This window comes from uncultured Ellagibacter sp. (assembly GCF_934636505.1).
GTDB lineage: Bacteria > Actinomycetota > Coriobacteriia > Coriobacteriales > Eggerthellaceae > Ellagibacter.
This window is the reverse complement of record NZ_CAKUAL010000058.1, coordinates 1-12,622: the sequence shown is the minus strand read 5'-3', so window position 1 is coordinate 12,622 and position 12,622 is coordinate 1. Positions and strand designations below refer to the sequence as shown.

The following is a 12,622-nucleotide window of genomic DNA, read 5'->3' as shown; positions in this document are numbered from 1 at the left end:
CGTTTGCACGCCCGTCCTGCTAGCTGCGAAAACGCCGATTACGGCGCGAGTGTTCGGCTAACAATGAAAATCAACCGAGGATAGCGAAGGTCGGCGAAAGCGTGCTCGCTTTGCGAGGTTGGGCGCAGCAAGAAGCTAGGCGCGGGGCAGGTAGCGAAGGCGCCGCGAGGAGGCTCCTCTTTTTCTCTCGCAGGTTTGGTGGTTCTCAGGCGCGGCGCAGCGCGAAGCCCGCGACCGCCGAGATAGCGCTCACGGCGATCGTTGTGGCAAGCCAGATGGCGCCCATGCCGACCCAGAAGGGCTCGGGGTACATGGTGATGAGCAGCGAGTCGGCGCTGAACACCCAGCTTCCCTGCGCGAAGAACAAGCTGTGGAACACGGCGAACAGCCCCTCGAAGTCAATGGCGGCCCATATTCCCAAGATGGCGAAAACCGCGATCGTGCCCAAGCCCGCGCAGAGCAAAACCGTCCCGAACGTCCTTCTTCCGCTCGCGCACCCGACGCCCACGGCGGTGAGCACGGCCGCGATGAATACGCCTAGCACGACGGGCTCGGCTGTCGCGAGAACGCCGAAGACGTCGTCGAGGTGCTCGATCGCCTCGGGGTCGAGCACGTAGGTGTCGGATGCCTGCGCGAGCAGCATGTCCACGTTCTCGCTGCTCGGCTGCAGTATGTGCATGCGCGCCAGGTCGCTGGTTTCGTCGGAGGAGCCCCCAAACGTGTTTGCGAGGCCGAAGAACAGCGAGGTCGAAGTGGCGCTTGCCGCATCGGCACCGCTCACCTCGTCCCGCGCGGCCATCTCGTCCCACAGGGCGGTGTCAAGCGAGCCGCGATGTGCGCGCCCGTCGGCTTCCGCTTGCGCGTTGATATCGTAAATGGCCTGGTTGAGGGCGAACCTATCGTTCCTGTCGAAGGTGTAGTGCTTCCCCGAGAGCGCCATGTCGCAAAGCTCCTCGTGGGAAAACGGCGTCGTCGGGTTGGTGGTCCCGGCGTAGGCGTCGGCGAGCGAAGCCGTTGCGTCATCGGGGACGGCGACAGCGACGAACCCGGTGGCAACGAAGCTTACCGCAAGGCAGATCGCGCACACTACCGACACGATGCGGTTTCCCAGACCCATGCGCTCACCTTCCTACTCGTCGACCCAGATGGTTGCCGCGGTGATGCCGCGCATGGGCTTCGAGATGGTGGGCAGGGGCCCCAGGCGGCTGAACACACCCTGGAAGCGCCCGTTGTAGCAGTAGAGACCTTCCAGGTTGTTGTACATGGCGCCCTTGCGGTCGACTTCCTCGTCGGAGAGGCCCTCGATGTCGTGGTCGGGCTCGAGGATGTGCGTCTTGTACGGCGTGATGTAGCGCTGCACAAGAAACGGCGCGCCTGCGGCCCCGTTGGCGAAGCGATCGATGATTTCGTCCCACTTTTCCTGCGTTTGGAAGCACCCGGCGTACACGTCGGCGGCGCCATATGCGTCGGTCGGCTTCACGATCCAGGCGTCCTTGTTCGCGCGCACCTCGTCCAGGTCGATCTCGCTCGAGTCGAGGTAGCGCGTCTTGGGGACCGTGCGTGCGACGAACGCGTTTTCTTCGTCGGTGAGGAACGCCTGCGTCTTCGGGTGGAAAAGCGCCTCGCAGATCTGCTTGTCGTGCACGATATGCCCGGCGAAGCTGCCGATGAGCGCCACTTTCTGCGCGCGCACGGCCTCGATGAGCGCCTGCGAGTCGTCCCAGAACTCGAGCACATCGTTGGTGACGCAGCGGCGCCAGATGGCATGCACGGGGTTGCCCTGCGCATCGCGCAGCACCTCGCCGTCGAAGGTGAGGTCGCGCACATCGCACACGCAGCACGGGTAGCCGTGTTCCTCGAATTTCTTTGCGAACAGGTGAAACTCGTCCACGACGCCGTTTTGCAGGTAATCGCAGATGGCGAAGCGGGGATGCTCGACGCGCCCTTTGTAGGTATGGTAGATGCCGATGAAGTCCTCCACCCAGGCGTCGAAGAGCTCGCAAGGCTCGACTTTGTGGCGGCGCGCGAACTCCTGGAAGGTCTTCGTACTCGCGAGCGAGTTGGTGATTTCGCGGTTCTCGTTCATGCCCGAGGATCCGTCGCCGTTGAACTCGCAGAAGGCGACTTCCTCGGTCTCCTCGTTCAGGAAGATGTCAAAGCGCGCGAAGGGGAGCACGTCGTCATAGCCGCGCGGCACCAAGATGAGCTCGGCTAAGCGCGGGTCGTAGTCGAAGATGGTGCGGTAGTCGGGGTCTTTCAGGTAGTGCTCGATCACCTTGCACAGAATGCGGTGCGTCGTCTCGACTGTGGTGCGCATGATCTCGCGCGTGCGGCGATCGTAGAGGCGCGGCACGAAGGAGGTGGAAATCACCTGATGGTGCACGATGGCAGTGGAGTTCTTCATGTAGTCGTAGGCGGCGCGGCGGCTTTCGATGTCGCCACCCAAGCTCTCCATGATGTCGAAATACTCTTGCGTATAGGCGCTGTTGCTTAGCATGCCCGCTCCTTCCGAGGGGGTGTCGGTCTGTCGTGATGAGTGTAGCATTGCAAAGGCTCTCCGAGGCGACGGGATGCTGATGGGATGCTGATGGGGCTGCGGGTGTCGTGAGCCCGACGCATTGGGAAGGGTGGCGGGGAGAAACTCCGCGAAACGGCTGCGGTTGGGAATTGTTTCTTTTTTGTTCTCAATTAGAATAGGCGGCGGTGTGGTAAAGTACCGCATGCATAAACGAGGGTGCACGGATTGCGCCCGCGAATATCCGTTTATCAAGAGTCGGGGGAGAGAGTTGGCTCTGCGATCCCGACACCAACCTGGCGTTGTGCCAAGGTGGTCCGGCCGACAACGATGAAGGAGGAGCTTCATGGCCGAAGAGCAGCATTCTACGTATCTATTCACGTCCGAATCGGTGACGGAGGGTCACCCGGACAAGATCTGCGATCAGATCTCCGACGCGATTCTCGACGCGATCCTCGAGAAGGAAACTGAGCTTCAGAAGCAGGGCTACATTTCCCCGTCGGGCCAGCCCGCCGACGTGTCGAAGGTGCGCTGCGCCTGCGAGACCATGACTACGACGGGCATGGTCGTCGTGGCGGGCGAGATCCGCACGCAGGCCTACGTCGACGTGCCGACGATCGTGCGCAACGTTATCTGCGAGATCGGCTACGATCGCGCGAAGTACGGCTTCGATGGCACGACCTGCGGCGTTCTGAACGCCATCCACGAGCAGTCGCCCGATATCGCGCAGGGCGTCGACGAGTCGTTCGAGGCGCAGCACGGCGAGGCGGAAGACGTCTACGAGACGGTGGGCGCGGGCGATCAGGGCATGATGTTCGGTTACGCCTGCAAGGAGACGAAGACCCTCATGCCGATGCCGATTTACCTGGCACAGCGCATGAGCGAGCGTTTGGCGAAGGTGCGCAAGGACGGCACGCTGCCCTACCTGCGTCCCGACGGCAAGACGCAGGTTTCAGTGCGCTATGTCGACGGCGCCCCCGTGAACGTGGAGAAGGTCGTCGTGTCCACACAGCATGCCGAGGACATCGACAACGCCACGCTACGCCGAGACGTGACCGAGCAGGTCATCAAGCCCGTGCTTGCTGACGAGGGGGTCGAGCTCGCCGAGGGCGCCGAGATCCACATCAACCCGACCGGGCGCTTCGTCATCGGTGGGCCTATGGGCGACTGCGGCCTCACCGGACGCAAGATCATCGTCGACACCTACGGCGGCATGGGCCGTCACGGCGGCGGCGCGTTCTCGGGCAAGGACTGCACGAAGGTCGACCGTTCCGCTGCGTACGCCGCGCGTTGGGTTGCGAAGAACGTGGTGGCTGCTGACCTGGCCGATCGCTGCGAGATCCAGGTCGCCTATGCCATCGGCGTCGCGAAGCCGGTTTCTATCATGGTCGAGACGTTCGGCACGGCGCACGTTCCCGAGGCCGACATCGAGCGTGCGGTGAACGAGGTCTTCGACCTGCGCCCGGGCGCGATCATCGACAGCCTCGATCTGCGTCGCCCCATCTATCGCAAGACGGCTGCCTATGGCCACTTCGGCCGCGAGCTTCCCGAGTTCACCTGGGAGAAAACCGATCGCGCGGATGCGCTTCGCGCTGCGTGTGGCCTCGCCTAGCTGCGCCTTCCCGCGACAGCCTTTCAATTCCTCACGCCGCCTTCCCGCCTTCGCAGGTTCGGGAAGGCGGCGTTTTGCTGAAGGCGGCGATTCGGGTCGTGCGCCCGCGGTGCTTTCGCTATACTTGACGGCATGAAACTTGCCTCCGTTATCCTCGATATTCCCACCCAAGCGCTCGATGCGCCTTATACCTATGCTCTGCCCGCTGCGGACGGGGAGGACTCGGTATGTGCTTTTTCTTTTGCATCTGCCCAGATGGAGAGCTTGTTTGGGGATGATGCCCTCACGGGCGGTGTTGTGGACGCGCGCGCGGTTGATGCCGCTTCTGAGGTCGATCTCCGTGCGGCCGAGCGCTCCGGTTTAGCGAGTGGCGGGGCGGAGGGCACCTGCGGGTTGGGCGCAGGCGTCGACGATGCTTCTCCCCGCTCTCGCGACTACCCCGTTGAAGTGGGATGTGCGGTGCTTGTGCCCTTCGGCAGGCGCCAGGCGGTGGGGTTCGTCATCGATGTCTTCGAGGCGGGGCTCCCGGGAGACGAAACGTGGCCTTCCGGCCTTGATGCGCGCAAGCTGAAATCAATCGTTCGGGGCCTTTCGAAACCTTACTTCGATGAGGAGGGCGCGGCATGCGCCCAATGGCTCGCGAACCGCTACATCGCGCCGCTTTCCTCCTGCGTTCGCTTATTCACGCCTCCGGGGGGTATCCCGCGGATGGTGCATGGGCGCGATGGCCGATGGCGCTTGGAGGAACAAAAGGTTGGGGAAGTGGACGACCGCTGGGTTGTCGCAGGTCCTGAGCTTTCCGCGTTCGAGCCGCGCAAGAACGCCGTTCGCCAGGAGGCGATCGTGGCGGCTGTGCGGACGGGCGAGCTGCGCGTGTCCGAGCTCTCGGCCCAGATGGGAGCAATCTCGTCGACTTTGCGCGCCCTCGAGTCGAAAGGCGTCGTGCGCATCGTTCGCCGCCGCCGTATGCGGGGGACCCCTGACGGTGCGCGCAGCGGCTTGGCGGGTGCTGCGGTGAACGGCATGCTCGCTGAAACTTGCGACGGCGCGCCTTCCGCTTCAGCCCCTATTGCGTCTACCATCGCGTCCGACGGCTTCATCCCCTCGCCGAAGCCTATGCTCACGCCGGGACAGGAAAGCGCCCTTGCGGCCATCGACCGCGCGCGCGAGCATGCCTGCGGCGAGGTGGTCGTCGTCGACGGCGTCACTGGATCAGGCAAAACGGAGCTCTACCTGCGCGCCATCGAGAAGACGCTTGCCGAGGGGCGCACGGCCTGCGTGCTCGTGCCTGAGATCTCGCTCACGCCGCAGACGGTGGGCCGCTTCCGCGGTCGCTTCGGCGACATGGTCGCGGTCATGCACTCGCGCATGAGCCAAGGCGAGCGCTACGACCAGTGGGATTTCATCAAAAGTGGCGCGGCGCGCGTTGTGGTGGGGGCGAGAAGCGCCCTGTTCACGCCGCTTTCGAACATCGGACTCATCGTGATCGACGAGGAGCACGAAGGTTCCTACAAGCAAGATTCCGCTCCGCGCTACGATGCGCGCGAGGTGGCGCGCTGGATGGTCGCTCGCTCGGGCGGCGTGCTCGTCATGGGTTCGGCCACGCCCTCCATTGAGGCGCTCTATGCCTGCGAGCAGGGCGGGAGCTGGACGAAGGTCGATCTGCCCGATCGCGCGAACGGCAAGCCCCTGCCGACGGTCGAGGTCGTGGACATGGCGGCGGAGTTTCGCGGCGGCTCGCGGGCGATGTTCTCGCGCAAGCTCGTCGAGGGGCTTCGCAGCGAGCTTTCCCTCGGGCGCAAGGCGGTGCTTCTCTTGAACCAGCGCGGCTTCGCGAAGTTCCTCTTGTGCCGCGACTGCGGGTTCGTGCCCACCTGCCCCTCGTGCGACACCTCGCTCACCTATCACGAGCGCGGCCGCATGCTCGCGTGCCACCATTGCGGGCACACCGAGATCGCGCCCGCCGTCTGCCCCGAGTGCGGAAGCCCGTACCTGAAGAAGTTCGGCGCGGGAACCCAGCGCGTCGAGGCAGAGTTGCGCGCGCTGCTCGACGGGATGCCGGGCGTCGGCCCTGACGTGCCCATCATCCGCATGGACGCCGACACCACGAGCGGCAAGGGGGCCCACGAGCGCCTCCTCGAGCAGTTTGCCGGAGCGGATGCCGCCGTGCTTTTGGGAACGCAGATGATCGCGAAGGGGCTCGACTTCGAGGACGTGACGCTCGTGGGCGTGATTAACGCCGATACGCAGCTCCACCTTCCCGATTATCGGGCTGCCGAGCGCACGTTTTCCCTGATCGAGCAGGTGGCGGGTCGCGCCGGGCGTGCCGACTTGCCGGGGCGTGTGCTCGTTCAGACCTACGAGGCCGACAACGTCGCCATCCGCGCAGCTGCCACCTACGACCGCGAGCGGTTCCTTCGTGCGGAGCTCCCGAAGCGGCGCATCCTTCTCTACCCGCCGTTCGTCCGAATGGCCAACGTGCTTGTCTGGGGGAAGGACGAGCCCTCCGTGCGCACGACCGCCGAAAGGCTGTTCGCCGAGCTCGAGGCGCATATTCGCGACTTCGGCGGTGACGGGTGGTCCGTCCTTCCCGCGAGCCCGTGCGTTCTCGCGAAGCTGCGCGGCGTGTACCGCTGGCATGTCGTGGTGAAGTGCCCGCCCGAGGACGATCTTTCGCGCGTGATAGCCCCGCTGTTCCGCGCCCGTGTGCCCGAGGCGGACGTGAACGTTGCCGTTGACGCCGACCCGAACGATTTATTGTGACATTCGGACACATTCGGCTCGATTTATGGTATATTTTATCGCTGTGTATTTGCGCCCGGTTGCGGTTTAGCCCCGGGCGTTCTTATCCAGAAAGGACTATCACGTGGCAAAGGATTCCCAGAAATTATCGAAGAAGACTGCCGAAGAACCGAAAGACCTTTCCAATCCCGATGAGATTCTCGAGGAGGACGAGCTCGATGAGGATCCCGAAGAAGGAGAGCCCCCTGTAAGCGAGGTTTCCGAAGCCTCCGATACCACGCTCGACGAAGACAAGATCGAGGCTGGCATCGACGAGGAAGAAGACCTGCTCGAGGGCATTCCCGAAGAAGAACTTAAAGCAACCACCGATGTGCAGCTGCCGAAGGTGACGACTGCCCGCAGCAAGCGCCGCGCGACCCGCAAGCGCGCAAACGACGGCGGCGTGACCATGCTCACAGGCGACCCGGTTCGCATGTACCTGAAGGAAATCGGCAAGGTGCCGCTGCTCACCGCTGCCGAGGAAATCGACCTCGCCATGAAGATCGAGGCGGGCGTCGCTGCAGGCGAGCAGCTCGAGAAGGCCGACGCCGGCGAAATCGAGCTCGAGAGGCGCGACCTTCGCCGCCTGACTCGCATCGAGGAAGTCGGTTTCGACGCGAAGCAGCAGCTCATCGAGGCAAACCTGCGCCTCGTCGTGTCTATCGCGAAACGCTACGTGGGTCGCGGCATGCTTTTCCTCGACCTTATCCAGGAGGGCAACCTGGGCCTTATCCGCGCTGTCGAGAAGTTCGACTATCGCAAGGGATTCAAGTTCTCCACGTATGCCACCTGGTGGATTCGCCAGGCCATTACGCGCGCCATCGCCGATCAGGCTCGCACCATCCGCATTCCCGTGCACATGGTCGAGACGATCAACAAGCTCGTGCGCATCCAGCGCCAGCTTCTCCAGGAGCTTGGTCGCGAACCTACCCCGAAGGAAATCGGCGACGTGATGGGGCTTCCTGAGGAGCGCGTCCGCGAGATTCAGAAGATCTCGCAGGAGCCGGTGAGCCTCGAGACGCCGATCGGCGAGGAAGAGGATTCCCAGCTCGGCGACTTCATCGAGGACGACGCCGCCGTGGTGCCTCCCGACGCCGCGAGTTTCAGCATGCTCCAAGAGCAGCTCGGCAAGGTGCTCGACGGCCTCGCGGAGCGCGAGCGCAAGGTCATCAGCCTGCGCTTCGGTTTGGAAGACGGTCATCCGCGCACGCTTGAGGAGGTCGGACGCGAGTTCGGCGTCACGCGCGAGCGCATTCGCCAGATCGAGAGCAAGACGCTCGCGAAGCTGCGCCACCCGAGCCGCTCGAGCAAGTTGAAGGATTACCTGGAAGACTAGTCCTCGCTGCTCAGGCTAAACGTCGATTGATGCGATGCTGCGAGAGCCCCTCGTCACCGACCCGATCGCTTTGAGGCTGCCCCTTGCGCGTTGAGCGCTTCGGGAGTCTTGCGCGACGCCGGCGCGACGAGGGGCTTTCTTGTCGGAACGCTCACCCAGCCCACGGGAAAGGAACCCACATGCCCGACCATACCTCCGAAGATCTCGAGTTCTTCGCAAGCTGCCTTCCTGGGTTGGAAGGCCTGCTCGCTGATGAGCTGCATGCGCTCGGAGTCCGCCGCACGCGCCCGCTTGGCGGCGGCGTGGCGTTTTTCGGTGCCCCGAAGGCCGCCTTGCGCGCATGTCTTTGGTCGCGGCTGGCGTCGCGCGTGCTCTGCGTCGAGGGGCGTGTTGGCGCTGCGAACTCGGATGCGCTCTACCAGGGGGTATATGCGCTGCCTTGGGAGGAAATCCTGCTTTCTGGCAAGAGCATTGCTGTGCGCGCCCGCGGGACGAACGAGGGGCTTCGCAACACGAAGTTCACGGGTATGCGCGTGAAGGACGCGATCTGCGATCGTTTGCGCGAGGTTCGCGGCGAGCGGCCCGACGTGAACGTTGCGTATCCCGATATCGCCATCGACGTGCGCATTCACGAGGGAAAGGCGACGGTGTCGGTCGATCTTTCCGGCACGCCTTTGAACGACCGTGCCTACTTCGGTCGCAACGTGCCGGACACGATGCCGCTTCTGTGCTCGTATGCGGCGGCGCTTCTCGCGTATGCGAAATGGAGCGAGCGAGCGGGGGAGGGCTACCGCTTCGTCGACGCGCTCGCGGAGTCTCGCGGCGAAGACGAGAAGTCGCGGGGCTTGAGCGTGCTTGAGCGCGAGGCAAGGGCGATCGTTCTCGATGAGGCGCCCGGCGCGGCGCGTTCCCGATGGGGTTTCTCCTCGTGGGGGCGATTTGACGAGGAGACGTGGAACGCGCTTCTCGATGAAGCCGACGAGCGTGCCGAGCGCGCCCAGGAGTCGCTGCGCCCCCTCGACGCTTCCGCGCCGCAGCTCGTTGCTGCAGTGCTGATCGATTCGGCGAACGACAACGCGGTTTCCGCGGCGGGGGACGCGGCCTTTGTGCGCGCAGCCGCCGACGCCCCCGCGCGCTCCGTTTTCGCCTGCATCGGCGGCGAGGGCGCGGCGGAGCGCTTCGGTGCCGAACCTTCGCTTTGCGAGGAGCTTGGGCGGGGGCGCGTGAGCATCAAGGTCCGCCTCTTCGATACGCCCCCGGCTGCGCCTGTGACGATCGTCGTTCCTGACATGTTCGGCGGGGCCGAGCATGTCGTCGACGTGCACGACGAGACATCTTCTCAGTTCGCTTCCCGTTTGCGCAAGGTTTACAAGGAGCGCCGCAAGTGGGCGCGCCGCGAAGGGGTCAGCTGCTACCGCGTCTACGATGCTGACTTGCCCGGCTACGCGGCCGCGATCGATCTGTACGCAGGCGCGGGCGAGGACGAGGGAAAAACCTTCGTTCATGTTGCCGAATACGCAGCCCCCTCGTCGATCGACGAGCTGAAGGCCCGCCATCGCATGAGCGATATTCTGGCGATTACCCCTGTCGTGCTCGGCGTGCCTCCCGAGCGCGTGTTCTCCAAGACGCGCCGTCGTGACCGCGGGGGAAGCCAGTATCGCGATGCCGGCGAACGCTCGTTTATAGCGACCGTCGAGGAGGACGGCTCGCTGTTCGAGGTCGACCTTGCCGGGTACGTCGATACTGGCATCTTCCTCGACCATCGCGACACGCGCCACATGGTCGGCGAGATGGCGGCCGGCGGGGATTTTCTGAATCTGTTCGCGTACACGGGCACGGCGACGGTGCATGCCGCCGCGTGCGGCGCGCGCACGACGTGCACGGTGGACATGTCGGCGACGTATCTTGATTGGGCGCGCCGCAACATGGCGAACAACGGCTTCTCGGGGCGGGCCCACCGCTTCGAGCGAGCTGACGTGATGCAGTGGATCACCGAGGCGCGGCGCGATCGCCGCCTGTTCGACCTGGTGTTCGTCGACCCGCCGACGTTCTCGAACTCGAAGTCGATGGGACGGCGCACGTGGGATGTGCAGCGCGATCACGTGGAGCTTCTCATCGGCGTGAGCCGCCTTCTCCGCGAGGGCGGGCAGGCCGTCTTCTCGTGCAACCTGCGCACCTTCAAGCCCGACTTCGAATCGCTTGAGAAGTACGGCGTGGAAATCGAGGACATCACGGCGCAAACCATCCCGCACGATTTCGAGCGCAACCCGCGCATCCACAAGTGCTTCATCGTCCGCAGAAAGTAGTTGGAGCGGCCCTGGGAAATCGTCCCAATTTGTCCACGACGAGCCGATTCCGAGCAAGAAGGTGCCATATCCGATAGCCCTGTTTTCCGTCGACGAACAGCTCCATTTGTTGCGCAACATGGTAGCGCGGCTCGGACGCATATTGAAACCTAAGGGAAGACAAATGCGTGGGAGTGTCCGCGCTTAAGAGGAAAGGTACGAAATGGGCCTACAGAGAGGATTATGGCTATCATTACCTCTGGTCAAAAGAAGATGACGGCACCATCCATATTCAGAAGGAAATCAAGTCCGGCGTGGCAACCGATTCGGCAGACTTCTACATCTACGACGGCTAAAAGGATGCTCGTCCGATGATCGGGCGAGGTTTTGGACAAAGGCCACTGCGGAGTGCCCCGCGAAGCGAGCGCGCTGCTTCCGGGGGCTCTGCGGGGCGAGTGAGTTGCTTCTCGGGCGTCCCCACGGAGCAGGGGGCCTCCTTCGTGGTCAACTGAGCGAGTTGTGCGTGGTCTTTTTGCAGAATAATCCAACTTGTTTGAAGCTGACCTGGGGATTTGTTTTGGACGGACGCCCCAAGCCATCATGAAGGGGAGAATCGGGCGAAAAAACGTCGCACAACTCGTCCGGTTGACCACCAACCCGCCTCTCTGCTCTCTAGGGGGTGGCGTTGGGGTGGCAGAGAGGCAGCGTCGGGGGGCGTTCGTGGGGCGGAGGGCTCATTTTGTTGCTTTGGAAATGCGCGAGCTGCGCCTTATCGAACTCGACACCGTCGTAGAAATGGCATGTGCCCAACGTGGCCAAAACTGTATTCCCTCTCAGTCAAGCCGGCTGAGAGAGGGTGGTTGCGGGCCGAGACAAGAAAATGCAGCCTTCAAGGCGAATATCGGCACGAAAACCGAGGTATCCCACGGGAAAAGCGCGAGCCGCGGGCACCTCCAAAAGTGAGCAACTTTCTGACCTGGGAATTTATTTCAAAGCGAAAATTTCACCCGCAGCGGCACGTCGAAATGGGACCTTCATCGTGGGATACCTCGGTTTTCGTGCCAAAATCTCCTCGAATGGTTGTACCAATATGTTCCCAAGAGACCTCCCTGGAGGGGTCGCGCCTCGATTCGCAGCGCATTAGAGGCTCATCCTGGATGTCTTTATCTTGCTTCGCTAAATTGTTTGATTGATGTGCGCAGGTTTTGTCGCAGCTTGCCCGCTCGTTGTCAGAACGCAGACGAGCGCATCCCTGTAGCACCGGGTCAGAAAAGTGCAGCATTTTCTAGTCATTTCGTCTTCTGCTGCTTCTCGCAAAACCTGCGCACATCGAGCAAAAGTTATCAGGGACGGATCGTGCCGTCGCGGACAACAATCGCCGATATGCGAGGATTCGCTTCTGCCTTCGGTTCGCCTTCCTCGGGCAACTCGGCAAAAGCCCAGGTCGCAGATCGTCGAGGCCAGATCCGAACATCCAGGTGGCGCTCTTGGACTCACATATCGCCGACATCTATCCATGGGGGGGTGGATTATCGAGAAGAAGGGGTTGCGCGGTTGGTCATCGCGTCGCAACCACCTGTCTGTCCTCTGGTTCCGCTGCTCCGGCGTCCTGCGAGAGGCTATAAAGCTCCTCTCGTCACTGGCTCAGATGCGGGATAGAACACGGGTTGTTTATCCTGCGTGCGAGACGAGAGGCGGGCGTTGCGCCTCATTTCGTCTCATCTTGGGATAAGGAGCAGAAGTGGCGGAATGACCGAAGTTCTCAAAGGGGCGAGGGAGCGAGGAAACGAGTGCGCCGCCTGACATGAGGTTGAAGTGCGAGTGGGCCGTCTGGTGAGAATGCAGGGGAGAGAATATGTCGCCTGACGTGCCGGAGCAAGCAATTCGCCTGGTGAGAAGGCTGCGGGTTCTAAACGCCCGCGTTCGTCAAAAAAGTTGAAATTGGGTCTTGCGCCGACTGATGAGATGGGTATAATACTATCTTGCGCGTTCGGAAAGAGCGCAACTGATTGGCAGATTCCTCGGTAGCTCAACGGCAGAGCATCCGGCTGTTAACCGGAGGGTTGTAGGTTCGAATCCTACCCGGGGAGCCA

Annotated in this window: 7 protein-coding genes, 1 tRNA gene and 1 riboswitch; of the genes, 6 read left to right on the top strand and 2 right to left on the bottom strand. The window is 62.8% G+C overall.

The window, feature by feature from the left end; all coding sequences use genetic code 11:
• Window positions 1-205 precede the first annotated feature (205 nt).
• A complete protein-coding gene (locus Q0G18_RS07245; RefSeq protein WP_297151357.1) occupies window positions 206-1,117 on the bottom strand; it encodes a DUF1461 domain-containing protein in 912 nt (303 codons plus the stop codon).
• Window positions 1,118-1,129: 12 nt separating this feature from the next.
• A complete protein-coding gene (locus Q0G18_RS07240) occupies window positions 1,130-2,497 on the bottom strand; it encodes a circularly permuted type 2 ATP-grasp protein (protein WP_297151354.1) in 1,368 nt (455 codons plus the stop codon).
• A 263-nt stretch (window positions 2,498-2,760) separates the two neighbouring features.
• Window positions 2,761-2,852: riboswitch (SAM riboswitch) on the top strand.
• Between the two features lie 9 nt (window positions 2,853-2,861).
• On the opposite strand from Q0G18_RS07240, the gene metK reads away from it, so the two are divergent.
• The 6 genes from metK to Q0G18_RS07210 all read left to right on the top strand — a co-directional run bounded on the left by metK (window position 2,862) and on the right by Q0G18_RS07210 (window position 12,622).
• The gene (gene metK, locus Q0G18_RS07235; protein ID WP_297151351.1) at window positions 2,862-4,127 is read left to right on the top strand and encodes a methionine adenosyltransferase; all 1,266 of its coding nucleotides are present in this window, start codon (window positions 2,862-2,864) and stop codon (window positions 4,125-4,127) included.
• A 132-nt stretch (window positions 4,128-4,259) separates the two neighbouring features.
• Window positions 4,260-6,890 (top strand): primosomal protein N', encoded by a 2,631-nt coding sequence (priA, locus tag Q0G18_RS07230; RefSeq protein ID WP_297151349.1) that lies wholly within the window; start codon window positions 4,260-4,262, stop codon window positions 6,888-6,890.
• A gap of 274 nt (window positions 6,891-7,164) precedes the next feature.
• Window positions 7,165-8,244, top strand: a complete 1,080-nt coding sequence (gene rpoD, locus Q0G18_RS07225; RefSeq protein WP_366769215.1) for an RNA polymerase sigma factor RpoD — start codon at window positions 7,165-7,167, stop codon at window positions 8,242-8,244.
• 179 nt (window positions 8,245-8,423) lie between these two features.
• Entirely contained in the window at window positions 8,424-10,550 is a 2,127-nt protein-coding gene (locus Q0G18_RS07220; RefSeq protein WP_297151346.1) for a class I SAM-dependent methyltransferase, read from the top strand.
• A 167-nt stretch (window positions 10,551-10,717) separates the two neighbouring features.
• Window positions 10,718-10,885, top strand: a complete 168-nt coding sequence (locus Q0G18_RS07215; RefSeq protein WP_297151343.1) for a hypothetical protein — start codon at window positions 10,718-10,720, stop codon at window positions 10,883-10,885.
• Window positions 10,886-12,547: 1,662 nt separating this feature from the next.
• Window positions 12,548-12,622, top strand: a tRNA-Asn gene (locus tag Q0G18_RS07210).